The 24,300-nt window shown below is 39.9% G+C and carries 20 protein-coding genes; 9 read left to right on the plus strand and 11 right to left on the minus strand.

The features are described from left to right. Nucleotides 1-740 precede the first annotated feature (740 nt). The 5 genes from ACM44_RS00310 (at nucleotide 741) to ligA (ending at nucleotide 7,724) form a co-directional block, all read left to right on the plus strand. Complete coding sequence (locus ACM44_RS00310) at nucleotides 741-1,250, plus strand: hypothetical protein (RefSeq protein WP_048498105.1); 510 nt, start codon at nucleotides 741-743, stop codon at nucleotides 1,248-1,250. 99 nt (nucleotides 1,251-1,349) lie between these two features. Further along, on the plus strand, nucleotides 1,350-2,111 hold the full coding sequence (locus ACM44_RS00315) for an NUDIX hydrolase (RefSeq protein ID WP_241477119.1): 762 nt from the start codon (nucleotides 1,350-1,352) through the stop codon (nucleotides 2,109-2,111). 68 nt (nucleotides 2,112-2,179) lie between these two features. Then, nucleotides 2,180-3,361 carry an acyl-CoA dehydrogenase family protein gene (locus tag ACM44_RS00320; protein ID WP_048498107.1) on the plus strand — a complete coding sequence of 394 codons (1,182 nt, stop codon included), beginning with the start codon at nucleotides 2,180-2,182 and terminating at the stop codon, nucleotides 3,359-3,361. A 107-nt stretch (nucleotides 3,362-3,468) separates the two neighbouring features. Next, nucleotides 3,469-5,541, plus strand: a complete 2,073-nt coding sequence (locus ACM44_RS00325) for an alpha-ketoacid dehydrogenase subunit alpha/beta (RefSeq protein WP_048498108.1) — start codon at nucleotides 3,469-3,471, stop codon at nucleotides 5,539-5,541. A 179-nt stretch (nucleotides 5,542-5,720) separates the two neighbouring features. After that, nucleotides 5,721-7,724 (plus strand): NAD-dependent DNA ligase LigA, encoded by a 2,004-nt coding sequence (ligA, locus tag ACM44_RS00330; RefSeq protein ID WP_048498109.1) that lies wholly within the window; start codon nucleotides 5,721-5,723, stop codon nucleotides 7,722-7,724. A gap of 304 nt (nucleotides 7,725-8,028) precedes the next feature. On the opposite strand, the gene ACM44_RS00335 is transcribed toward ligA, so the two are convergent. The 9 genes from ACM44_RS00335 to pdhA all read right to left on the minus strand — a co-directional run bounded on the left by ACM44_RS00335 (nucleotide 8,029) and on the right by pdhA (nucleotide 17,876). Continuing rightward, the gene (locus ACM44_RS00335; protein ID WP_048498110.1) at nucleotides 8,029-8,415 is read right to left on the minus strand and encodes a rhodanese-like domain-containing protein; all 387 of its coding nucleotides are present in this window, start codon (nucleotides 8,413-8,415) and stop codon (nucleotides 8,029-8,031) included. 273 nt (nucleotides 8,416-8,688) lie between these two features. After that, entirely contained in the window at nucleotides 8,689-11,427 is a 2,739-nt protein-coding gene (locus ACM44_RS00340; protein ID WP_048498111.1) for a sodium-translocating pyrophosphatase, read from the minus strand. A 143-nt stretch (nucleotides 11,428-11,570) separates the two neighbouring features. After that, complete coding sequence (locus ACM44_RS00345) at nucleotides 11,571-12,182, minus strand: inorganic pyrophosphatase (RefSeq protein ID WP_048498112.1); 612 nt, start codon at nucleotides 12,180-12,182, stop codon at nucleotides 11,571-11,573. 9 nt (nucleotides 12,183-12,191) lie between these two features. Then, nucleotides 12,192-12,701 carry a DUF7935 family protein gene (locus ACM44_RS00350; RefSeq protein ID WP_048498113.1) on the minus strand — a complete coding sequence of 170 codons (510 nt, stop codon included), beginning with the start codon at nucleotides 12,699-12,701 and terminating at the stop codon, nucleotides 12,192-12,194. Nucleotides 12,702-12,740: 39 nt separating this feature from the next. Continuing rightward, a complete protein-coding gene (locus ACM44_RS00355) occupies nucleotides 12,741-13,616 on the minus strand; it encodes a hypothetical protein (RefSeq protein ID WP_048498114.1) in 876 nt (291 codons plus the stop codon). Continuing rightward, nucleotides 13,613-14,290 (minus strand): RadC family protein, encoded by a 678-nt coding sequence (gene radC, locus ACM44_RS00360; RefSeq protein ID WP_048498115.1) that lies wholly within the window; start codon nucleotides 14,288-14,290, stop codon nucleotides 13,613-13,615. Before radC ends, ACM44_RS00355 begins: the two co-directional genes overlap by 4 nt. A gap of 58 nt (nucleotides 14,291-14,348) precedes the next feature. Beyond that, complete coding sequence (locus tag ACM44_RS00365) at nucleotides 14,349-15,014, minus strand: ABC transporter ATP-binding protein (RefSeq protein WP_048498116.1); 666 nt, start codon at nucleotides 15,012-15,014, stop codon at nucleotides 14,349-14,351. 142 nt (nucleotides 15,015-15,156) lie between these two features. Further along, on the minus strand, nucleotides 15,157-16,791 hold the full coding sequence (locus ACM44_RS00370; protein ID WP_048498117.1) for a 2-oxo acid dehydrogenase subunit E2: 1,635 nt from the start codon (nucleotides 16,789-16,791) through the stop codon (nucleotides 15,157-15,159). Nucleotides 16,792-16,874: 83 nt separating this feature from the next. Then, nucleotides 16,875-17,876 carry a pyruvate dehydrogenase (acetyl-transferring) E1 component subunit alpha gene (gene pdhA / locus ACM44_RS00375; protein ID WP_048498279.1) on the minus strand — a complete coding sequence of 334 codons (1,002 nt, stop codon included), beginning with the start codon at nucleotides 17,874-17,876 and terminating at the stop codon, nucleotides 16,875-16,877. 118 nt (nucleotides 17,877-17,994) lie between these two features. On the opposite strand from pdhA, the gene ACM44_RS00380 reads away from it, so the two are divergent. The 3 genes from ACM44_RS00380 to ACM44_RS00390 all read left to right on the plus strand — a co-directional run bounded on the left by ACM44_RS00380 (nucleotide 17,995) and on the right by ACM44_RS00390 (nucleotide 21,028). Beyond that, nucleotides 17,995-18,597 carry a phosphatase PAP2 family protein gene (locus ACM44_RS00380; RefSeq protein ID WP_048498118.1) on the plus strand — a complete coding sequence of 201 codons (603 nt, stop codon included), beginning with the start codon at nucleotides 17,995-17,997 and terminating at the stop codon, nucleotides 18,595-18,597. A gap of 41 nt (nucleotides 18,598-18,638) precedes the next feature. Continuing rightward, nucleotides 18,639-19,133: a BlaI/MecI/CopY family transcriptional regulator gene (locus ACM44_RS00385; protein ID WP_048498119.1), complete on the plus strand. Its 495-nt coding sequence runs from the start codon at nucleotides 18,639-18,641 to the stop codon at nucleotides 19,131-19,133. A gap of 116 nt (nucleotides 19,134-19,249) precedes the next feature. After that, nucleotides 19,250-21,028: a DUF4153 domain-containing protein gene (locus tag ACM44_RS00390; protein WP_048498120.1), complete on the plus strand. Its 1,779-nt coding sequence runs from the start codon at nucleotides 19,250-19,252 to the stop codon at nucleotides 21,026-21,028. 107 nt (nucleotides 21,029-21,135) lie between these two features. Here ACM44_RS00390 and ACM44_RS00395 read toward each other — a convergent pair whose 3' ends face one another. Both ACM44_RS00395 and ACM44_RS00400 read right to left on the minus strand, forming a co-directional pair. Then, on the minus strand, nucleotides 21,136-21,495 hold the full coding sequence (locus tag ACM44_RS00395) for an RNA recognition motif domain-containing protein (protein ID WP_048498121.1): 360 nt from the start codon (nucleotides 21,493-21,495) through the stop codon (nucleotides 21,136-21,138). Between the two features lie 138 nt (nucleotides 21,496-21,633). Next, the gene (locus tag ACM44_RS00400; protein ID WP_048498122.1) at nucleotides 21,634-22,497 is read right to left on the minus strand and encodes an aldo/keto reductase; all 864 of its coding nucleotides are present in this window, start codon (nucleotides 22,495-22,497) and stop codon (nucleotides 21,634-21,636) included. A 104-nt stretch (nucleotides 22,498-22,601) separates the two neighbouring features. On the opposite strand from ACM44_RS00400, the gene ACM44_RS00405 reads away from it, so the two are divergent. Further along, a complete protein-coding gene (locus ACM44_RS00405) occupies nucleotides 22,602-24,056 on the plus strand; it encodes a T9SS type A sorting domain-containing protein (RefSeq protein WP_048498123.1) in 1,455 nt (484 codons plus the stop codon). The last annotated feature ends 244 nt before the right edge of the window (nucleotides 24,057-24,300 follow it).

The following is a 24,300-nucleotide window of genomic DNA, read 5'->3' on the forward strand; positions in this document are numbered from 1 at the left end:
TATCGTTTTGTTGATCTGATAAACGCTTTAGAAGAGCAGGCTTCGTGGGCAATTTCTTTCATACGGCAAATGTGCTTTATCGGGGCGTTGATAAAAAGTTAATTTAACATAATATTAATTATAGGACTTTTTAAAAAATAAACAAATTGCTCATTTCATTCAATCTTGCGTGAAATTTCCTTTTTCCTAAACGCCGATCCTATCTACTACAATATTAAATTTCCGATCACCCTGTGAAAATGCACATTTACAGAATTTTTATCCAAGAAAAATTACGAATCATCCCCAATAAAAAATGCTACAGCCGATTCTCGTCGATTAGAGTCAAATACAAACCGATACCTGTCTGCAAGTAGTCAGCAATGGATTCCGCTTTTCATTAAAAAAAAACAATGGAAGTATTTCAGGGAATTTTCCTGGTGGAAATAACAAAACGAGCTGGTTCGCTACAAATTCTTATTGATCCTAAATCTTATAAACCCTTTTTTCCTTATTGCCAGATTCATTTTTGAACATTAGTTTTTTCAAAACGAAATCTTTCTTCCTACAATGATATATAGAGTTCATTGAAATATCCAGAATCATCAATTCCAAAAGCTTTTAAGGCGATTCAAAAAGGCATAAGTATCGTGTTAACCGAAATGGATCGAAAGCCATTTCTATTTAACATAATATTAAAAATCTAGCTTTTCCTAAATTTTCGTATCTTCAAGCCTTGTTTTAAACGTTATTTATTGATTATGAAAAACCTGATTTTGTCAGTATTTACAGTGCTTTTCGCGATAAGCTGTGAAAAGAAATCCACTGAAACCCAATTGGCCACTACTCCATCCGACTCTGTCACTGTGCCGGAAACGAATGAACCGGTTCAGTCTTCTACCCTTCAAACCTGTTTCATGGGAAATACCGAAAAAGATTCAATTTTTATGACGCTGGACGATAATCTTGGAACTTTCACCGGAAAGTTGCGTTACAAAAATTTCGAAAAAGACAGCTCATTCGGTGATATCGTGGGAAATCAAAACGGCGACACCCTGAAATTAAACTACACTTTCCAATCCGAAGGCATGACTTCTGAGCGCGAAATCTTCTACCTGAAAAAAGATGGAAATTTGATCGAGGGAATTGGTGACCACAAAACCACCGGAAATAAGGAAGTTTACGCAAATTATTCGAAAATAAGATATGAAGGTCAGGTTTTGAAACAGGAAGACTGTAATGTTTTAGATAAAAAAATAAAGGAAAAATAGCCGAATATTTTAGAAGATGTGAAGAGTTTCAGGAGATTTTGCTCTTCTTTTTTTATGAATTATTCGGATATTTTTTGATGTCTCAAAAAAAGAAAATAATTGCTATTTTTGTTTCCTATGATGATTGACGATTCGAAGAACAAACAGAGTTTACAGGATTTGATCGACACCAAAGATTTTTTGGAACATGTCTCGGTCGATTGCGCCATTTTTGGATTTTCAGAAGGAATTCTAAAAGTTTTGCTCCTGAAATACCACGATCTGGATTTGTGGTCACTTCCGGGCGGTTTCGTATTTAATGATGAGGATTTAGATATTGCCGCGACCAGAGTGCTTTATGAGCGGACTTTGCTGAAGGATATTTTCCTTTCGCAATTTCACACTTTCGGTGATTTGGACAGAACTGAGAATAATGTCCACAGAATACTGTTGAAAAATAAAGGCATCGAGGTGTCAAAAGACCACTGGATTTTTCAGCGTTTCATCACCGTGGGCTACTGCAGTTTAATCGATTTTTCGGTAGCGGATACTTTTCCAAGTGCATTTAATGAGGAATGTGCGTGGTTTGAAGTGAAAAACCTCCCCAAAATGGCATTCGACCACGAAAAAATCATTGCCAAAGGTTTGGAACACATCCGAAAAAATATTGATACCCAAATTGTTGCGAGCAACCTTCTTCCGGAAAAATTCACCATGAAAGAGATGCAAACCGTTTATGAAACCGTGCTCGACGAAAAGTTTAGGAGAAATAATTTCCAGCGAAAAATCCTCGGCATGAACTCTTTGGAGCGTTTGGAAAAATTCTTTGATGGTTCTGCAAATAAGGCACCGTATCTCTACCGTTTCAAAATCAAAAATTAAATCTCTTAAAGAAATTAAAATTTCATCATCTTCCCGAAAAATCTTAATTTTAGCCAAATAAAAAAATTATGTCATATTACCCGCTTTCAGCTATTCCGGATTATTATTTAATGGACGAACTCCTCACTGATGAACACAAATTAATCCGGCAATCGGTACGCGATTGGGTTGAAAGTTTTGTGATGCCGAAAATTGACGAAGCCGCACAAAATCATCACGAAATTCCGAACTTGATGCGGGAATTGGGAAAAATTGGAGCCCTCGGTCCATATATTCCTGTGGAATACGGCGGTTCCGGATTGGATCAGATTTCTTATGGCATCATCATGCAGGAGCTTGAAAGAGGCGATTCTGCGGTGCGTTCTGCAGCATCCGTTCAAAGTTCTTTGGTGATGTTCCCAATCAACGAGTTTGGTTCGGAAGAACAAAAAATGAAATATCTCCCCAAATTAGCTTCGGGCGAAATGATTGGCGCATTCGGTTTGACCGAACCCAATCACGGTTCAGATCCGGGCTCCATGGAAACCCACTTTGAGGACAAAGGTGACCATTACTTATTAAATGGTGCAAAAATGTGGATTACCAATGCTCCACTTTGCGACATTGCTGTGGTTTGGGCAAAAAACCCGGAAGGAAAAGTTCAGGGAATGATTGTAGAAAGAAGTTTCGAAGGCTTCACCACTCCAGAAACCGTCAATAAATGGAGTCTCCGCGCATCAAAAACAGGCGAACTTGTTTTCCATAATGTGAAAGTTCCAAAAGAAAATCTATTACCGAAGGTGATTGGTTTAAAAGGACCTTTATCATGCCTAAATTCTGCCCGCTACGGTATTTCCTGGGGTGTAATCGGTGCTGCGATCGACTGTTATTGCACGGCGGTACAATATTCTAAAGAAAGGAAACAGTTCGGAAAACCTATTGCTTCTTTCCAGCTGCAACAGAAAAAACTGGCCGAGTTCTTGACTGAAATCACCAAAGCACAATTACTTTGCCTTCAATTGGGAAGTCTGAAAAATGCCCACAAAGCAACTCCGGCACATATTTCAATGGCAAAAAGAAATAACGTGAAAATGGCAATTGACATCGCCAGAGAATCCCGGCAAATCCTGGGCGGAATGGGAATCATGGGCGAATTCCCGATGATGCGCCACGCTGCAAATCTGGAGTCCGTGATCACTTATGAAGGGACTCACGATATTCACCTTCTAATCACAGGACTGGATATTACCGGAATTAATGCCTTTGGATAATCGCTAAATATCTAAATATCAAAACCTTGAAAATATGTATTTCAAGGTTTTTTTATATCTAAAAAGCAGCCTTAAAAATTTCCCCAAAATCATTATCTTTGTTAAATATGGAATTGACTAAGGAAAACATCTCACAAGAAATCTTGCTCAAAGCTTTCAACCACATGATGCTCGCCAAAGCAATGGCAGACATTTACGAAGAAAACAGAAACACCACAAAATACGTGCACTCCACTTCACGTGGACACGAAGCAATTCAGCTGGCAACCGCCTATCAATTGACCAAAGACGATTGGGTTTCTCCCTATTACCGGGATGAAAGTTTGCTTTTGGGAATCGGTTTTGAACCCTACCGGCTGATGCTGCAATTGTTGGCAAAAGCTGACGATCCGTTTTCAGGAGGGCGTTCCTATTATTCACACCCTTCAAGCCGTGAAGAAGACAAGCCGAAAATCATTCATCAAAGTTCGGCAACCGGAATGCAAACTATTCCCACCACGGGAGTTGCGCAGGGAATTAAATACATCCAGGAATTCAACCTGCAGCAGTTTGAGAACAATCCTGTGGTTATTTGTTCACTTGGCGATAATTCAGTGACCGAAGGCGAGGTTTCGGAAGCGTTTCAATTTGCCGCACTTCATCAGTTGCCGATTATTTTCTTGATTCAGGACAATGAATGGGGAATTTCGGTCACCAAAGAGGAAGCAAGAACTGCAGACGCATACGATTTTGTGGCAGGTTTCACCGGTCTGAACAGAATGAGAGTGGATGGAACTGATTTTGTGGAAAGTTTCGAGGCGATGAAAAACGCTGTAGATTTTGTTAGAAATGAGAGAAAACCTTTAGTTGTTTGTGCTAAAACAGTTCTGATCGGACATCATACATCCGGAGTGAGACGTGAATTTTACCGCGATGAGGCGGATTTGGAAAAACACAGAGCGAAAGATCCGGGCAATATCCTTAGAAAAAGACTTTTGGAATCAGGCATTGACGAAGATCTCTTAAAACAGATCGAGAAAAAAGCCAGATTAGAAGCGGAACAATCCTTTCAGAAAGCGATCGAGGCTGAAGATCCAAAACCGGAAACGGTGGAGGATTTCGTCTTTGCGCCTACTCCAATTACCGAAGAAGTGGGAAAAAGGGTTCCCGAAAATGCGGGTGAAAAAATCGTGATGGTGGATGCCGCCATTCACGCCATCCAGGAACTGATGTGGAAACATCCGGAAGCGCTGCTTTACGGGCAGGATGTTGGCGAAAGAATCGGCGGAGTTTTTCGCGAAACCGTGACTCTGGGTCAAAAGTTTGGAAACAAAAGGGTTTTTAACACTGCAATTCAAGAGGCCTACATCATCGGTTCCACAGTCGGTATGAGTGCAGTTGGATTAAAACCCATTGTGGAAGTGCAGTTTGCCGACTATATCTATCCCGGAATCAACCAGCTTGTTACGGAAATCTCTAAATCTTCCTATTTAAGTGGCGGAAAATTCCCGGTTTCCAATATCATCCGTGTTCCTACAGGAGCTTATGGCGGTGGTGGACCTTATCACAGCGGAAGTGTGGAAAGTATTTTGGCAAATATCAAGGGAATTAAAATCGCCTATCCAAGTAACGCGGCAGATTTTAAAGGTTTATTGAAAGCGGCATATTATGATCCGAATCCTGTCGTCATGCTTGAACATAAAGGATTGTACTGGAGCAAAGTTCCCGGAACCGATGAAGCAAAAACCTTGGAACCGGATGAAGATTATATCTTGCCTTTCGGAAAAGCGAACATCATTTTGGATGCTGATCCGACTGAAATCGAAAAAGGCAGAACATTGGTCATCGTGACTTATGGAATGGGAGTTTACTGGGCGAAAGAAGCGGCAAAATCATTTGATGGAAGAGTTGAAATAATTGATTTGCGAACCTTAATCCCTTTGGATGAAAAACTCGTTTTTGAAAGAGTGAAACTTCACGGAAAATGTGTCGTCTTAACTGAGGAACCAATCCAGAATTCCTTTGCGGAAGCGTTTGCACATCGAATTTCTAAAAACTGTTTCAGAAATCTTGATCTCCCTGTGGAAACGGTGGGCGCTCTAAATTTACCGGCGGTTCCAATTAATTTGGCGCTGGAAAAAGAAATGCTGCCCAATGCAGAGAAGTTGAAAGTGAAAATTGCAGAAATGTTTACGCTGTAATATTACTCTAGATTTCAAAGATTTTCTATAAGGTCTTTCTCCTGTAATTCAGGGTTTTCGAATCGTTTCACAACCACCCATTTTATAAATTTTCAATTTTTAGAATTTTTTCGAATTTGTGAAATCCATCGAAAAAACAGTGCAGAAATAGTATTTTTGTAAAAAACTTTCCCAAAAAAATGTCCGAAAACATCCAGCAAAAAATAGAGCAACTTCGTGAGGAACTTCATCAGCACAATTATTCCTATTATGTTTTAGACGAACCTACGATTTCGGATTTTGAATTTGATGCCAAACTAAAAGAACTTCAGGAGTTGGAAAATGCCCATCCTGAATTTTTCGATCCTAACTCTCCCACCCTTCGTGTGGGTGGCGAAATCACCAAGAATTTCCCAACCGTTCAGCATCAGTTCAGAATGTATTCTCTCGATAATTCCTACGACTTCAATGATCTGGAAGATTGGGAGAACCGCATCACCAAAACGATCAGCGATCCCGTGGAATTTGTCGCGGAATTGAAATTCGATGGAGCTTCCATTTCTATCCTCTATGAAAACGGAAAAATGGAAGAAGCGGTAACTCGCGGCGATGGTTTTCAAGGCGATGAAATCACCGCAAATGTGAGAACCATCTCAGATATTCCCTTGATTTTGAAAGGCGACTTCCCGGCAAAATTTTTTATGCGTGGAGAAATCTATCTAACCCGAAAAAATTTCGACAAAATTAATGCAAGACGTGAAGAAGAGGGACTCGACCTTTTTATGAACCCCAGAAATACCGCATCCGGAAGTTTGAAAATCCAGGATTCTGGCGAAGTAAGAAAACGAGGGCTTTCTGCCGTTTTATACCAATTTATTTCCAATGAAATTCCGGCACAAACGCACTGGGAACTATTGCAAAAAGCAAAAACTTGGGGATTTAAGATTTCCGAGAACGCAAAATTGTGTTCCAATCTGGATGAAGTCAAAGATTTCATTAATTATTGGGACGTAAAACGACACGAACTGCCATTTGAAATTGATGGCATTGTATTGAAAGTCAATTCGCTGCAACAACAACAGCAGTTAGGTTATACGGCGAAATCCCCTCGTTGGGCAATAGCATATAAATTCAAAGCCGAAAAGGTAGAAACCCAGCTGGAAAAAGTCACCTATCAAGTCGGAAGAACCGGTGCAATCACCCCGGTCGCCAATCTGAAACCCGTTTTATTGGCGGGAACCATTGTAAAAAGGGCAAGTTTGCACAATGAAGACATCATCAAAAAACTCGGTTTGCATGAACATGATTTCGTGTATGTGGAAAAAGGCGGCGAGATTATTCCAAAAATCGTGGGCATCAATTTGGACAAAAGAAATCCCGCAAATCCCGAAATCCAATACATCAAAAACTGTCCGGAATGTGGCACCGAACTGGTAAAAATTGAAGATCAGGCGATTCATTTTTGTCCTAATGAAATGCATTGTCCACCCCAGGTGATCGGAAGAATGATTCACTACGTTTCCAGAAAAGCACTGAACATCGACAGTTTGGGACAGGAAACCATCGCTCAACTGCATCGCGAAAAACTCATAGAAAATCCGGCAGATTTCTACACTTTAACCAAAGAACAACTGCTGCCTTTGGAAAGAATGGCGGATAAATCCGCACAAAATATCTTGGACGGAATTGAAAAATCCAAAATGATCCCTTATGAAAAAGTACTGTTTGGAATCGGAATAAAACATGTAGGGGAAACGGTTGCGAAAAAATTATCGAAGAATTTTGAATCCATCGATGCTTTAAGGAATGCGTCTGTAGAAGAGCTGACTCAAGTTGAAGACATCGGCGAAAAAATAGCGGAAAGTATTGTCGATTTCTTTAAAAATCCCGAAAATATTTTGATGATTGAAAGACTGAAATCTTTTGGAGTTCAGTTGGAAAAAGGGGAAAACACCAACGAAGTTTTAAGTAACACCTTGGAAAACAAAACTTTCCTTTTCACCGGAAAACTCTCACTTTTCACAAGAGAATCCGCCGAAGAAATGGTTGAAAAACATGGTGGTAAAAACATCTCCGCAGTTTCCAAAAATCTAAACTATTTGGTGGTCGGTGAAAAAGCCGGCAGCAAACTGAAAAAAGCACAGGAACTGGGAACTGTTACTATTTTGGACGAACAGCAATTTTTGGATTTAATCAGTGGCTAATTGGGAATCGCCGCATTGTGAAGCATGCACCATTTTCAAGAGTGAAATAATTCTGGATGAATTCTTCCAATATTGTAAACTTCGCTTCGCTGAAAGTGGAATACGTGCTGATTCCATCCATCTTATAAAAATCTAAGACGAACTTCAAACGCGATCGTGAATTTGGATTTCAATAAAAAGGACGCGGTATGGATCGGTGGATCATGTTTTTTTTTGAGCTCAGATCACACAATCCAAATAGACCAATTTTTTTATCATTAAAAAAAGGTTGTTTTTTCGGTCGGAATTTTTTGTGAAAAACGGGCTATTCTCTTTCTATAAATAATCCTGCATCCTTCCATGCGTTTAATCCTCCATCAAGATGCGCTACATTTTCATATCCCATCTGCTTCAAAGTTTGGCTTGCCAAAGCTGACCTGCCCCCAGATGCGCACTGCAGGATAATTCTTTTTGTTTTGTCAAATTCAGGTTTGTGATAAGGAAGTGATGGGTCGGCATAAAATTCTATCATTCCTCTTGGAGCATGAACTGAACCTGGAATTTTCCCGTTCTGTTTTAATTCTTCACTTTCTCTAATGTCAATAAGTACCGTTCCGTCTTTTTCTAATTCTTTTTTCACTTGCAGCGGTGTCAGATTTTCGATTTGCTGTTTCGCTTCCTGTACCAATTCGGTTGCTGTTTTTTGTTTCATGGTTACTAATTTTTGAAGTTAATTATTACGTTTTTGTTGGTCTCCGCAAAAAATCGACTTGAAACATGCACTAGTTTGCAGATGAAAATTCAATAAAAATCAATTATTTCAAATGATTTTCGCATCAATCTAAATTACAAAAAAATATCAAGTAGAATTAAAAATTTACTCCGTTTCGATAAAGCATAAGTTTATTTTTAATAAAATAGTCTATTAATCCGCCAAAAAAATCCCGACTCTTCAGCCGGGATTTGTTATTGGAAAAGGTGTTTGTTACCAACTTAAAACACGAACAGCAATTCTTCTGTTTTGAGCTTTACATTCGTCTGTATCGTTTTCAGCACAAACCGGGAATTGTGAACCGTAACCTTCCGCTTCTATGCGATCAGCGGCAATTCCTAAGTTCATCAAATACAGTTTCGCACTTTGCGCACGGAGATTAGACAACGTTTTGTTGCTTTCTTCATTTCCTGTATTGTCAGTGTAACCTCCCAATTTTAGTTTTAAAGTTGGATATGCGGTAAGCAATTTCGCAATATTATCTAATTGGGTCTCAGAACCTGGATTCAGTTTTTCACTGTCTGTTTCGAAATAAAGATTTTCAATGGTGAACCATTTTTCTTTGTCTAACAAAGTGGGGTCTTTTTTATCAATTCCTTTTGCTAAAGATGCAATTTGGCTTGCTTCCCCAACATTCAAAATATCACCATTCGGAAGTTTGATTGCAGTTGGGTTTCCTACTTGATAGACAAAATCACCACTTTCGCTTAAAGTCCCGGTTGGTTTGGCCAAATCGAACCCTGCCGAATCTTCCGAAGTCGCAGAAGTTTCATGCGATGAAATTCCTGCTGATTTTTGAAGGGCTTCCAATTTTGCTTTGCGGTTTTGGTCGATTTGATCTTTGTGAAGAACCGCCAAAGTTGGTGCAATTACCAAGGAAACGATTGACATCAGTTTGATCAAAATGTTCATGGAAGGTCCAGAAGTATCTTTAAAAGGATCTCCCACTGTGTCACCAGTTACGGAAGCTTTATGTGGGTCAGAACCTTTGAAATAAGTTTTTCCGCTGATATCTACTCCTTTCTCGAAAGATTTCTTTGCATTATCCCAAGCTCCTCCTGCATTGTTTTGGAACATTCCCATCAAAACTCCGGAAACAGTTGCTCCAGCGAGGAAACCTCCCAAAACTTCTGGTCCGAAAATAAATCCAACCAAAAGTGGGGAAACGATTGCAATCGCTCCCGGCAAAAGCATTTTCTTAATGGATGCATCGGTAGAAATTGCCACACATTTTTCATATTCCGGGACGGCTTTCCCTTCCAAAATTCCAGGAATTTCGCGGAACTGGCGACGAACCTCCTCCACCATTGCCATCGCGGCTTTTCCTACCGCCGTAATCGCCAATGACGAGAAAATGAAAGGAATCATTCCACCGATAAACAATCCGGCCAAAACATCAGCTCTGTAAATATCAATTCCATCGATTCCCGCAATTCCCACGAAAGCCGCAAAAAGTGCCAAAGCAGTTAACGCTGCAGAAGCGATTGCAAAACCTTTCCCGGTTGCTGCGGTAGTATTTCCAACGGCATCCAAGATATCCGTTTTCTCCCGAACTTCTTTTGGCAACTCGCTCATTTCGGCGATTCCTCCTGCATTATCAGCAATTGGGCCAAACGCGTCTATTGCAAGCTGCATGGCTGTAGTTGCCATCATTCCGGCTGCTGCGATCGCAACTCCGTAAAGTCCTGCACAGAGGTAAGAACCATAGATTCCACCCGCCAATACAATAATAGGCAAAAGTGTGGATTCCATTCCCACAGAAAGTCCACCGATAATGTTGGTTGCATGTCCTGTAGACGATTGTCTGACAATGCTTTTCACAGGGCGTTTTCCCATTGCAGTGTAATATTCAGTGATGATGCTCATCAAAGTTCCTACTACCAAACCAACGATAATTGCCCCGTAAACTCCCATTTTAGTGAATTCGTGACCTCTTAAAGTCATGGTTTCCGGCATCAGATAATTGACCAGGAAATAGGATGAAATTGCAGTCAGAATGATACTTCCCCAGTTTCCAAAGTTCAAAGCGTTTTGAACAGGTGCGGTATCTAACTCGGTATGTTCCCCGATTTTTACAAATAAAGTTCCGATGATGGAGAACACGATTCCGGTTCCGGCAATCAACATCGGCAAAAGGATTGGCGCAAAACCGCCAAACATGTCATTTGAAAAGGTTTCTCGACCTAAAACCATGGTCGCTAAAACGGTCGCTACATAAGAACCAAAAAGATCGGCTCCCATTCCGGCAACATCACCTACATTATCTCCCACATTATCCGCAATAGTTGCAGGGTTTCTTGGATCATCTTCCGGAATTCCGGCTTCTACTTTTCCCACCAAATCGGCGCCCACATCGGCGGCTTTTGTATAGATTCCGCCCCCTACTCTTGCGAAAAGTGCGATGGATTCAGCTCCTAATGAGAAACCGGTAATGATTTCAATGGTCTTTTCCATTTCGTGGGTATCAACACCTGATCCCGGTGCAAAAATCTGTCTGATAACAATAAAGATAGTTCCTAAACCTAAAACAGCTAAGCCTGCAACTCCCATTCCCATCACAGAACCTCCGGTGAATGAAACTTTCAATGCCTTTGATAAAGAGGTCTTGGCAGCTTCTGCTGTTCGAACATTTGATTTTGTGGCGATTTTCATCCCGATAAATCCCGCAGTTGCAGAAAGAACCGCTCCGAAAACGAATGCTATTCCAATGGACCAATGCGAATTGGAATTGGAGGCACCCATAACACCTAAGAGAATCGCAACAATGGCAACAAAATACAGCATAATTTTGTATTCTGCCTTTAAGAAAGCCATTGCTCCATCTGCGATGTGACCGCTGATTTCCTGCATTCTCTCGTTTCCGGGGTTTTGCTTACTCACCCAAGAACTCTGTACGAATGTGTAAATCAGCGCAATAATACCGAAAATCGGTACTAGAATGAATAGATCCATAGATTATTATTTAATGTTAAATTTTGTTAACGAAAAGATTTTCCGAAAATACACAATTATTTTAAATTTTCAATGAAATTCAATAAAAAAATATAGGCAGATAATAATATCTGCCTATGAAAATCGTAATTGCGGAATGTTAATTATCCTCCGAATTTATTTGCGTAATCTCTCATCGATGCCATGATCACTTCCTTGGCTGCTTCAGATCCATAAACCTCCTGGATTCTGCACTTTGCGGGTTCATCCGGCAAGTTTTTATAAGTCAGAAAATAGTGCATCAATCTCTTCACTTCTGCTTGCGGGAGCTCGGAAATATCCCGAAAATGTCCGAAAGCATGATCTCCCTTCATCACGGCAACGATTTTGTCATCCGCCTCTCCTTTGTCAATCATCTTGAAACCGCCAATTGGGATAGCTTCCATCAACATTCCTCCAGAATGGATGTTGTGCGAACTCAGCACGCAGATATCCAGCGGATCCAAATCCCCTGAAGTCACGTCGTTTGCACCACTTTCAATCGCCAGATCTCTCACTTCATCGTGGCAATAAGTTCTTGGAATAAATCCATAAAGCGCAGGAATAATGTTCGAAAACTGTTGCGGTCGGTCCACTTTCAAATATCCGCTGGACTTATCTACTTCATATTTAATGGTGTCTGACGGAACGATTTCTATAAAAACGTTTACCACATTGGGAACATCCTCTCCTGCTGTGATTCCATGCCATGGATGGGCTTTAAAATTTGGTATCATTACTTCTTTTTAATTAATAATCAGGTTTTCTTTTCTTAAATCATCTAGCGTTTGCGAAATATAATCCTCGCCATTCACATAATTCATTAAAAATACAGTTTTAAATTCCTGCAAAGTAGCATCATTACTAATGCTGTCATAAGTTTTGTGCAATAGGTGGATCACATTATTTTTGCTGGTCACTACATTTGACCAAGAAATTTTTGACAGGTAAAGTTGCTGTGAAGCATTGTATTCAAACTCTTCATTAATGGTTTTCTCGGTGAGAAAAAGAAATTCGTGAACTGCCAAATTCGGATCAAATTTGGTGACCAGATTGGCCGGTTTCAGACGCTCCAGATAGAGTGTCAACCTTTCGTAGGCATGAATCCTCTGCTCAGAAGAACCCTTTATTGCCTGCATTTTCAGCTCCTGATTTTTCAACGAGATAAAGTTGAATACAAAATGTCTGAACAGAAACAGAAAAGGCACCGCGATCAGCAGCACGAATGCATAAGGCAAATAAGGCGAATCAATCATCCAGATTTTGTTTGAGGGTGCAAAATTACTAATTATTTGCTACTTTTTAAAGAAGTGGGCCATCAAATCCTTTACGGAATTTTCGATCACGGCATATTCCTGCAGCTGAGACCCGAAACTTTTGAAGAAAACCTCTATTCCACGGATATTTCCACCCATGAAACTAAAGGATTTCTCGGAAATATGCTCTTTCAAAATCCGATCGATAAGGAAAGATGCGCCGTTATCATCACGAAAACGTTCGTCATTGATCAATCCCAGCAATGAAAAATTGGTTTCTTCTTCAATCACGATCGCGAGATTTGTCAAGTCGGAATCTTTACATGAACCGAATATTCGCAGGATTTTTCTTTCATCCAGAAAGTGAAGAAATCTCAGGAATTTTTCCTGATCATTTTTCTTATCCAACCCCTTAAAGTTATTATTAATAAAATCAATATTTTGACTTAATGGGAATTCTTTGAAATGGAGATACTGTGCGGTTTTCACGGTGGATTTTCGACCTTTGAAATAATGCTTTCTCAACTGCAGATATTCGGTAGGCTGAATCCAGTAATTCTTTTTGGTTTTTAATTTGGAATCAAAAGAATTTTGAAAATTAAAGGAATAGGTCAAAATCCGGAAATGCTTTTGAAGATAATCCAAAAATTTCTGTTCAATCACTGGATTTTTCTCAGGCCCAAATATCCCCAATTGCTGGCAAAAAAGCGGCATCACCACAAAGCGGAATCCAAACTTTTCCTTTATTGGAACAGGCATCACGAATCGATAATCTTCAAAAATCAAAAGTTCCCATTTTTCGCAAAGTTCGTCCAGGATTTCCATTCTTGCATGGAAATTTTTCTGAACAGAATTTTCAATGCAGTGGGAATATTTTTGGAAATCTATTTCGTGATATTTCAGCTTATTGATCATAATAATCCTTCTTCTGCAAAACTGAACCACGAATTTTGGGTGATGATCAGGTGATCAAGCAGTTTAATGTTTAGTACTTTTCCGGCTTGCGAAATCTGCTTCGTAATATTCAGATCATCCTGACTGGGTTTCAAATTTCCCGACGGATGATTATGTGCCACAATGATTCCGGTTGCGAAATTTTCGAGTGCGGTTTTGAACAAAATCCTTATATCCACCACGGACTGGTTGATTCCGCCCGAAGTCAATCGTGATTTCAGCAAAATCTTATTACTTTGGTTCAAGAAGATTGCCCAAAACTCCTCGGTCTGCAAATCCCCCATGAAAGGGTGCAAAATCCGATAGGTGTCCTCGCTATTGGTGACCTGGATTTTATTTGGGACTTCTTGCGCCGCTCTTCTACTTCCAATTTCCAGCGCGGTGAGGATTTCTATCGCCTTTACCGGTCCTATTCCTTTGAATTTGGACAGATCTTTTACCGACAATTTCGCTAATTCATGCCAATTATGATCTACGGATTTCAAAATCCTTCGCGCCAATTCCACCGCGGATTCCTCCTGATGTCCCATTTTGATGATGATTGCCAATAATTCGGCATCAGAAAGTGCGTTCTTGCCTTTCAGCAGGAACTTCTCTCTAGGTCGGTCATCTTCAGCCAGGAATTTTATCGACATTTCAATTCGCTTGAATATTTTCTTAATGGAACTCTAAAATAATAAACTACTCTACCACTTAAATAATTAGTCCGTCCTTCATCACCAACTTCCTATCTGTGGTTTCCGCGAGGTGCGTGTTATGCGTCACGATAACGAAGGTTTGGTTGTATTTATCTCTTAAATCGAAGAAAAGCTGGTGCAGATCATCGGCGTTTTTTGAATCCAAGTTTCCCGTGGGTTCATCAGCAAAAATGATTTTTGGGGAATTGATCAAAGCTCTAGCAACCGCAGTTCGCTGAGCTTCTCCTCCTGACATTTCGCTAGGTTTGTGGTGAAGCCGGTGTGCAATATTCAGATCCTCAAATAGTGAATAGGCCTTTTCTAAAGATTCCCTTTCGTTTTTCCCCGAAATCTTCGTGGGAAGAAGTACGTTCTCCAACGCGGTAAACTCCGGTAAAAGTTGGTGAAACTGAAAAACGAATCCAATATTTTCATTTCTGAATTTAGAGAGTTGGCGGTCATTCATTTCAATAAAGGAATTTCCGGCTAAAGCAATCTGAGTCCCGAAAGCTTTTGGATCAGTCGGTGAATCGAGGGTACCCAGAATTTGCAGCAACGTAGATTTTCCCGCACCGGATTCGCCAACGATCGAAACTACCTCTCCTTCCAAAATATGGATATCCACCCCTTTTAAGACTTCCAAATCACCGTAGGATTTGTGTATATTTTTCGCTCTGATCATAAGTTTCAAAAATAGTGATTTTGATTGAAACTATTTCATAAATGGTTCGGGTTTTAAGAAAAAACCCTTTCAGTATTCGAAATATTGAAAGGGTTTGAATAGGTACAGCGTTCACTGATTGAAGCGCTAGTAATGCACTAAATTATAGCAGCAAAGTCAAAGGCTGCTCCAAATAAGTTCTCAAAGTTTGAAGGAATTGTGCTCCCGTCGCACCATCAACAACTCTATGATCACAAGCCAATGAAAGTTTCATGGTATTTCCTACCACGATTTGTCCGTTTTTCACGATTGGTTTTTCAATGATTGCTCCTACAGAAAGAATTGCCGAGTTCGGCTGGTTGATAATGGAAGTAAAAGTTTCAATTCCAAACATTCCAAGGTTGGAAACGGAGAATGTGGATCCTTCCATTTCATTGGCTTTCAAGCCTTTCGATTTTGCTCTTCCCGCCATGTCTTTTACCGAAGCAGAGATTTGGTTGTAGTTCATCTGATCCGCGTTTTTTAGCACCGGAACGACCAATCCGTCTGGAATTGCTACGGCAACTCCTACATTGATATTTCCGTGGTGGATGATCTTATCTCCTGCCCAAGACGAATTCACTTGCGGATGCTTTCTCAAAGCCATCGCGGTTGCTTTGATCACCATATCGTTGAAAGAAATTTTGGTATCCGGCAAAGTATTGATTTCTTTTCTTGCCTCGATCGCTTTATCCATGTTGATTTCCACCATTAAATAATAGTGCGGTGCAGAGAATTTGCTTTCTGCGAGTCGTTTAGCGATAATGTTTCTTACTTGCGAATTAGGAGTTTCGGAATCTTCTCCCTGAACAAAATTCATTGCCGGTGCAACTGTGGCTATCACCGGTGCTGCTGCAGATTTCTCAGCAACTTGTCCTGAACTTGGTTTAAATTCTTCGATATCTTTTTTCACGATTCTTCCGTTTTCGCCGGATCCTTTCACATCATAGACATTGATTCCTTTTTCTTCAGCCATTTTTCTGGCCAAAGGTGAAATTGCTAAACGGCTTTCAGCTGCTGATGTTTGGCTTTTGGCTTCCGGCTGCGCAGATTTTTGATCCCCGGATTTTGGTGCGGACTGCTGATTGGTTGCTGCTGATCGTTTTTGACCGCCTCCCGCAATAATCGCGGAAATGTCAGTTCCTTCCGGACCGATGATTGCGAGAATGGTATCTACAGGACTTGCTCCTCCTTCCTCTACACTTCTGTAAAGCAGGGTTCCTTTTACTTCGGCTTCAAAATCCTGAACGGCTTTATCGGTTTCAATTTCTGCCAAGATATCTCCTTCTTTCACAGCGTCGCCAATGTTTTTGTGCCATTTGGCAACTTTACCCTCAGTCATCGTGTCAGATAATCTCGGCATGGTAATCACTTCCACACCTGCTGGAATTTCTGCATTGGTTTGCTCTAGGTCAGCGGATTCTCCTTCAGTTTTGTCTTCCTTTTCGTTTTTCACGTCGGCTGTTTTTTCGGAGACCCCTGCATTTGCATTTCCGCCTAATAGTGCTGAAATATCTTCGCCTTCTTTGCCGATGATCGCCAGAATAGAATCCACCGGCGATGATCCTCCTTCTTCGGTTCCAATATACAAAAGGGTTCCGTTCACTTCGGATTCGAAGTCCTGAACGGCTTTATCAGTTTCTATTTCTGCTAAAACATCGCCTTCTTTTACGGAATCTCCCACTTTTTTGTGCCATTTCGACACTTTACCATCCGTCATTGTATCGGAAAGACGGGGCATTGTAATAACTTCTGCCATAAGATATCTAGATTTGAACTTTGAAATTTGAGATTTGAGGCGGATTTCCTTCCACTGCCCAAATAACAAACATTAAACTATTTTTAATTTTCTAATTTATCCAAGAATGGATAATCTTCCTGTGCATATACATATTCGTAAACTTTCTCAGGATCTGGGAATGGAGAGTTTTCCATGAAATCGACACACTCTTCCACAAAATCTCTTGATTTCTCATCGATGGCGTTTAACTCCTCTTCGGTCGCCCAGTTATGATCCAGAATTCTTTTTTTCACGATTTCGATTGGATCACCTTTCTTATATTCTGAAACCTCGTCTTTTGTTCGGTATGGTTCCGCATCAGACATAGAGTGACCTCTGTATCGGTAAGTTCTGGCCTCGATGAAGGTAGGTCCATCACCTCTTCTTGCTCGTTCGATAGCTTCATAAGCAGCCTCGGCAACTTTTTCAGGATCCATAGCATCCACAGGAAGACACGGCATTTCGTAGCCAAGACCTAATTTATAGATGTCTTCGTGGTTTGCAGTTCTTTTCACAGAAGTTCCCATCGCATACTGGTTATTTTCAACTACGAAAACCACCGGAAGTTTCCAGTTCATCGCCATGTTGAAAGTTTCGTGAAGCGAACCTTGCCGCGAAGCGCCATCTCCGAAGAAACAGATATTTACTCCACCTGTTTCGAAATATTTATCTGCGAATGCAATTCCAGCTCCCAAAGGAATTTGACCGCCCACGATTCCGTGACCACCATAAAATCTTTTTTCTTTGCTGAAAATGTGCATAGAGCCTCCCATTCCTCCAGAGGTTCCGGTAGCTTTTCCACAAAGTTCAGCAAGGATTCTTTTCGGGTCCACTCCCATCGCCATTGGATGGATATGGCAACGGTAAGCAGTGATCATGCTGTCTTTCGTCATATCCATTGCATGCACAAAACCTGCGGGAATTGCTTCCTGACCATTGTATAAATGTAAAAACCCTCTGATTTTTTGTTTTAGGTAAAGAGAACGGCATTTGTCTTCAAACCTTCTCCACATCGTCATTTCTTCGTACCATTTAAGGTAAACTTCTTTTGAAAATTCTTTCATGCTTGTTGAAAATATGTTGCAAAAATACGAATTATATTCGTGTTTTCCGATAATGGAAAACCAGATTTTTTTCATATTATTACTGCGAAAACATTATTTTTGAAAGATAAATAATCTTATGCTGAAAACAAAAAACCCGACGTTGATCGCTTTTTCCAAATTCTTCTCGAATTTTTTTAATCCAATGACCTCGCTGGTTCTTTATCTGGTTTATTTCAGCGCTGTGAAAATGAGTACTCAGGAAGCTTTGCAGAAGTTCCTTCCTATTATTTTGATCATGATTTTGCCGATTACCGTTTGGATTTTCTGGAACGTGAAGCGGGGGAATTATTCCAATATGGACGTTTCCAACAGAAATCAGCGAAAAAGCCTGTATTCGTTTATTGCTGCCGCGATTGCTGTTTATTTGGTTTATGAATACTTCAGGTTCCAGCAAATCGATTTGGTGGTCGCTTTTTTAATGGTTTTGCTCTTGCTGATGCAGCTGAGTAATTATTTCATCAAAAGCTCCATGCATACAGCGTTTAACGTCTATGTTGCCGCACTTTTTTTTGCCCAAAATATAAAACTGGGAGTCATCTGGTGCGCAATCGCCGTTTTGGTGGGAATCACCAGAATTATTTTGAAAAGGCATACGGTGAAAGAAGTGATTTCTGGAGCGGTGATCGCACTTTCCGTTTCTTTTATTTACCTTTATGCAAACATATTGATGAGCAATTGATGACTCATGCATAATATCTAAAGAGTAATAAGCTGACTTTTATGAAAATAAACCACCTCACTTCTTCCGAAGAACAATTGATGAATATCTTTTGGAAACTGAATTCTGCCTACATGCGTGAAATCGTGGAACATTATCCTGAACCGAAACCTCACCAAAATACCATTTCCACCTTTCTGAAAATCTTGGTGGAAAAGGAATTCTTGACCACCGAAAAAGAAGGCAGGATTTTCAAATATACCGTTGCAGTTCCTTTTGAAGATTACAAAAAATTTCTGTTGCGAAACTTTTTAGACCATTATTTCAGTGGTTCCGGAAGTGAGCTGGTGAAATTGATGCTCGATGAGAAATATTTGAAAACTTCAGATTTCAACCAATATTTTGAAATTAAAACTACGGTGGTTCCCGTTGATGAATTTTCGGAATCCCCAAAAAATGATCCAATCAGTAAGTTTGTGGACGAAATCACTTCTGATAAAAAAATTAAGAAGAAAGGCAAGAAAAAGGATAAAAAACAAGGCAAGAGAAGCAAATAAATTGCCTGTGGTGAATTTTGCTGTGCAAGTGAAATCGAAGTATCGAAAAAGTCCATTCGGAATTTGGCCCATTTTCATGGAAAAAAAAGTAACGTAATTTTTCAAACCTCCAATAAATGCTCAAGAAATTCAAACAAATCTTCGGGAAAACTGACGACGTGATCAGGGAATATCCCATGGTTCTGTTGATGGCTTTTCTGGCCGCAGTTTCTCTGATCTGCTTTGCTGAACGTAATTTCGATTCCGTTCCCGGCAATTTCGTTTTTGTGAAATTCACCTTAGTTTCTTGTTTGGGAATTTCTTTGATGTTTGCCCTAAAAATGCTTTCACAACGAACCGGAAAGGCTTTGATTCCAGAGTTGATCGGAGTCGTTTTTTTGGTTTTTTTCTATTTTCTTCTTCCTGAAAAAAAAGAGGATTTCACGGAGGTTTACGCCTTCATGCTGATTCCGGCATTTATTCTTTCGCATCTTTTGGTATCGTTCATTCCATTTTTTGGACAAAAACGGGAGCTTCATTTTTGGCAATACAACAAGAATCTGTTCATCCATACTTTCTTGACCGCCGTTTTCACTGGAGTTTTGACGGGCGGTGTTTTGCTGGCAATTCTCGCGGTCGACAAACTTTTCGACTTCAATTTTAGGGACAAATACTATTTCCACACTTTCCAGTTTTTCGCCATTTTCGGAAGCTGCTTTATTTTTTTACTTTTCAATGAAAAAGGCTTGAAATTTCTGGAAGGCAGCGATGATTACCCACTGATTCTGAAGTTTTTCACGCAATACATCCTGATTCCGCTACTCATTATTTATTCGGTAATCCTTTATTTCTATTCTGCGAAAATCCTTATCAAATGGGAGCTTCCGAGAGGTTGGGTTTCTTATCTGATTTTGGCGTATTCGGTGGTTGGAATTTTGGCTTTTCTCCTGGTTTATCCTTTAAAAAAGGAATCCACCAAATCTTGGGTTCAAATTTTCTCTAAAATTTTTTACTACACTTTATTTCCGCTCATCCTACTTTTATTCATTGCGATTTTCACCAGAATTTTGGAATATGGTTACACAGAGCCGCGGTATTTCGTATTGATTCTTGCAATTTGGCTGGCTTCCGTGGTTTTATATTTTATTTTTTTCAGGAAAACGACTATTAAATTTATTCCGGTCAGTTTGTTCTGTTTCGGACTTTTTTCGCTGATAATGCCTTATCTGAACACCTTTGCAGTGGCTAAAAGAAGTCAGAAAACGGAACTTAAAAATGTTCTTGCTCAATATCATCTGCTTGACAAAGGAACCATAGATTTCCACAAAAAAGTTTCAGACACTATTGCAGAAGAGATTTCAAGCAAATTCAATTTCCTGGCGAAAAGGAATGAAAAAGAATTCTTGTTTACATTATTGAATTCTGGCGACCAAAAGACCTTAGCAAAGTCAATCGAAAGAAAAGAATTTGGGTTGGTTCAAGATGAAATAAGGAAAAAATTCACCCAGGTTGAAAACACACACAAAGCTTCTGATGAAAACCGCCTTGAAGTCTTGGCAGAAAATAAGTTCCACGCCATCAGTGGTTACGATTACATTGTATCAGCTTCTCATTACAGAAATGGAGATTTTAAATTTGACGACGATACCTTCACTTTCGCGCGCCAGGAATTTTCAGGAAAAATACTGAGTATTACTTTAAACGGCAAGGAAAGTTGGGATGTTTCGCCTTTGATCCATAATTATCTAAATCAGTTTAAAAACCGGTCCGGACAAATTTCCGTGCCCGAGATTTCCTTTGAAAACGATCTTGGAAAATACCATTTAAAGTTGGTTTTCGACAATCTCATCCTGGAAAAATATGCCAGAGAGCAGGTATTTTATAATGATGCCTATCTATTGGTCAGAAAAAAATAAGAAAGTCATTTTCTTGCAATTTTATTTTTCACAAATCAGCACGGCGAAGAAATATTTGCACAAAAAAAGCGGCTCAAAAAGCCGCTTTCCCTATTATTTGTAATATCTTACCAGTTGGAAGATCCTCGGTCGTAACCGCCTCTGTTTCCACCGCCGTAACCTCCGCCACGGTTTCCGCCACCATAACCACCACCACGGTTGTTATCGAAACTTCTTCTTGGTTTTTGTTCTTTTGGTTTTGCTTCAGAAACGTTAAGTTCTTTTCCGTCAAGTTCTCTTCCGTTTAGTGCCTCGATAGATGCTTTTCCATCTTCTTCGCCCATTTCCACAAATCCAAATCCTCTGGATCTTCCTGTGTCTCTGTCGGTAATGATTTTGGCAGAAGTTACTTCGCCAAATTCTGAAAATAAATCGTGCAACGCCTGTTCTTTGGTTGCATAGTTGATGTTTGAAACAAAAATGTTCATCATAAAAAAAATTAAAAATTAATACATGCTGAAATTATAAATGAAACTCAACAAAGGATGAACAAATATTGATTTCGGTTATAAAAACGGGTGCAAGATACAACTATAAATCAGAAATGCAACTTTTTCATATAAAGTTTATTTAACTTCCTCTCCTACAGAGGCTTCCAAAAGTCTAAACCAGTCCTCCCTTTCCAGATTGATAGCCAAGGAATCACTGAATTTTCGGAGGATTTCAGCTTTCGCGGTTCCCACGATGGGGAGGATTTTTGCCGGATGTTTTAAAATGAATGTTAAAAGAATTTGGTTCTCTTCAGCATGATATTTTGGGCAAAGCTCCTCCAAAACTTTTTTGATCCTTATATTCTGGATAGATTTTTCAGTGAAATAATTTCCCATGACGGACCATGCCATAGGTTGAAGTTTTTTGAGCATCATTTGGTCCAAAGTTCCATCGTAGAAAGCATTGGTCTGATTAACTGATACTTCAATTTGATTGGTGACTAAAGGAAAAGCATCATTAATCAAATCAAATTGAGAAGTGGAAAAATTGGAGACGCCGAAATGTCTGACCTTATGGTTTTCTCTTAAAATACCGAAGGTTTCCCCTATTTCTTCAGGATTTATCAATGGTGAGGGACGATGGAGCAAAAGCAAATCGAGATAATCGGTTTTTAAGTTTTCAAGGCTTTTATCAACCGAATTTAAAATATATTCCTTGGAATAATTGTAGGACTTCAATTTGAAATCACGATTTTCACAGGGCATTTCAATTCCACATTTAGAAATCAGCTGAACTTCTTCCCTCTTGATTTTCATTTTTGAAAACGCATCACCGAAAAGTTTTTCCGTGGTATAATCTCCGTAAATATCGGCATGGTCAAACGTGGAAAGTCCTAAATCCATGGAAGTTTCAATTAGACCTTGGACTTCTCTTTCGGAATGATTCGCACCCCAAATTCCCCATCTCATGGTTCCGACAATGATTGGTGAAAACTTCATTATGCTTAATTTTTCTCAAAAATAATCAATAAGTCCGAAATATTTGACTGCTGCAAATTAGTGTTTTTAACATAATAGTTTTAAATTTGGCAAAATTTTAAGCAATGAAAAAACTTTCTTTATTACTTTTATCGTTAGTTTCAACGGTTATTTTTTCACAGTTTACCTCACCCGGAACAGGTGTAACCTATAATCTGGCTTCACTTTCTGCAGCAGCACCTTCTGTGGTGGTAAATAATGGAACCGATTACACAATGACGGCAAATGTGGTAATTTCTGCAGGTGACATCCTGAATATGGATGAAAATACCACATTGAAAATTAATTCGGGAATTCTACTGACCATCGCTGGAACCTACAACACCACAGCCACCAATTTCAAGATCACCGCGACCGATCCGGCAAACGTGTGGAAAGGAATGCGTCTGGAATCCACTGCAAATGTCACCTTCAAAAATACCACTATTGAATATGGTGGTGGAATTCAGGCATTGACCGGAAATTTCATGATGGACAACTGCATTGTGAGGTACAACAAAGCCGGCCAGTCAACCGGAGCTGCGGTAAATTTTTCTACAGGAAATCCGGTGGTCAAAAATTCGCAGTTTATTGAAAACGATTTGCCTGCAGTAGCTTCCGGAGCGAATTCTTCAGTTGCGCTGGAATTCACCAATAACTACCTTTCCAAAAACACCAAACTCAACTCGAACCGTCCACAAATCAACATGGGACCAAGTGGAACCGGCGGAACTACCAAGATTTTGAACAATACCATTATCGGTGACAGACTTAATGACAAAGTGGGCGGAATTTCAGTTTCTTCACTTTTGGGAGTAACCAATACGGTATTGATTGACGGAAATACAGTGACCGACAACCGCTATGGAATCACCATTACCGGAAATAATTGTTCCGGAACGATTTCAAATAACATTTTGACCAATAACAATGTGGAAACCGTTCCTGCAAATGGCGGAAGCGGAATCAACCTCTACGGAAACGGGTCCTTTAAAATAGAGAAAAACCAAATCCGTGGAAGTTTGTGGGGAATTACTTTGGTAAGCACCACTACTGCAGACCTTGGAGGCGGAACTTTGGGAAGTGTTGGCCAAAACGTGTTCAAGAACAATGGAAACGGCGGCCAGATTTATGCGCTCTATAACAATACTCCAAACGCAGTAAGCGCTAAAAACAACTGCTGGAGAGAAGACGAGCTTTCTGATGACGCCATGGTGGAAGAAGTGATTTTTCACCAGGTTGACAACGCGTCTTTGGGATTGGTGACTTTTTCGCCTTATCTGTGTGCACAACCTTTGGCAACTGTGGAAAATGCTATTGCCAAAAGCACCATTTATCCAAACCCAAGTAATGGTACTTTCACTTTTGATGCAGAAAAATCAGGAAACATCATGATTTCGGATATGAGTGGAAGAATGATCTATTCAGGTTTGGTGCAACTTGGAAAAAATACCATAAATGTGAAAGCAAATCCTGGAACTTATGTTTTGATTTATCAATCCGAAGGCAAAAAGTCTTCCAGCAAATTGATTATTAAATAATTGAACGATTATATTCATGTAAACTCATCCCAGAAATTCGGGATGAGTTTTTTTTTGCCGCTAAATGGGAAGCGAAACCAATGAATTAGTGACGACTCTTCGGGGGTGGCGAAAAATGCGACCCGGCTTGAGTGGAGCTCTTTTTTCTTGCGAGGGAATCCGGCGCCGGAGGAAAAAAAGCGGGAACGGAAGACGGAAATAGTCGCCCAAAGAAATCTATTTTGCTTTATTTTCACAATATTGT

The organism is Chryseobacterium koreense CCUG 49689 (assembly GCF_001045435.1).
In the GTDB taxonomy this organism is placed as follows: Bacteria; Bacteroidota; Bacteroidia; order Flavobacteriales; family Weeksellaceae; genus Kaistella; species Kaistella koreensis.

Bases quoted from the DNA above. Each gene is read 5' to 3' on its own strand.
- ACM44_RS00310 (WP_048498105.1), top strand. From the start codon at position 741: ATGAAAAACCTGATTTTGTCAGTATTTACAGTGCTTTTCGCGATAAGC.
- ACM44_RS00320 (WP_048498107.1), top strand. From the start codon at position 2,180: ATGTCATATTACCCGCTTTCAGCTATTCCGGATTATTATTTAATGGAC.
- ACM44_RS00325 (WP_048498108.1), top strand. From the start codon at position 3,469: ATGGAATTGACTAAGGAAAACATCTCACAAGAAATCTTGCTCAAAGCT.
- ligA (WP_048498109.1), top strand. From the start codon at position 5,721: ATGTCCGAAAACATCCAGCAAAAAATAGAGCAACTTCGTGAGGAACTT.
- ACM44_RS00335 (WP_048498110.1), bottom strand. From the start codon at position 8,415: ATGAAACAAAAAACAGCAACCGAATTGGTACAGGAAGCGAAACAGCAA.
- ACM44_RS00340 (WP_048498111.1), bottom strand. From the start codon at position 11,427: ATGGATCTATTCATTCTAGTACCGATTTTCGGTATTATTGCGCTGATT.
- ACM44_RS00345 (WP_048498112.1), bottom strand. From the start codon at position 12,182: ATGATACCAAATTTTAAAGCCCATCCATGGCATGGAATCACAGCAGGA.
- ACM44_RS00350 (WP_048498113.1), bottom strand. From the start codon at position 12,701: ATGATTGATTCGCCTTATTTGCCTTATGCATTCGTGCTGCTGATCGCG.
- ACM44_RS00355 (WP_048498114.1), bottom strand. From the start codon at position 13,616: ATGATCAATAAGCTGAAATATCACGAAATAGATTTCCAAAAATATTCC.
- radC (WP_048498115.1), bottom strand. From the start codon at position 14,290: ATGTCGATAAAATTCCTGGCTGAAGATGACCGACCTAGAGAGAAGTTC.
- ACM44_RS00365 (WP_048498116.1), bottom strand. From the start codon at position 15,014: ATGATCAGAGCGAAAAATATACACAAATCCTACGGTGATTTGGAAGTC.
- ACM44_RS00370 (WP_048498117.1), bottom strand. From the start codon at position 16,791: ATGGCAGAAGTTATTACAATGCCCCGTCTTTCCGATACAATGACGGAT.
- pdhA (WP_048498279.1), bottom strand. From the start codon at position 17,876: ATGAAAGAATTTTCAAAAGAAGTTTACCTTAAATGGTACGAAGAAATG.
- ACM44_RS00380 (WP_048498118.1), top strand. From the start codon at position 17,995: ATGCTGAAAACAAAAAACCCGACGTTGATCGCTTTTTCCAAATTCTTC.
- ACM44_RS00385 (WP_048498119.1), top strand. From the start codon at position 18,639: ATGAAAATAAACCACCTCACTTCTTCCGAAGAACAATTGATGAATATC.
- ACM44_RS00390 (WP_048498120.1), top strand. From the start codon at position 19,250: ATGCTCAAGAAATTCAAACAAATCTTCGGGAAAACTGACGACGTGATC.
- ACM44_RS00395 (WP_048498121.1), bottom strand. From the start codon at position 21,495: ATGAACATTTTTGTTTCAAACATCAACTATGCAACCAAAGAACAGGCG.
- ACM44_RS00400 (WP_048498122.1), bottom strand. From the start codon at position 22,497: ATGAAGTTTTCACCAATCATTGTCGGAACCATGAGATGGGGAATTTGG.
- ACM44_RS00405 (WP_048498123.1), top strand. From the start codon at position 22,602: ATGAAAAAACTTTCTTTATTACTTTTATCGTTAGTTTCAACGGTTATT.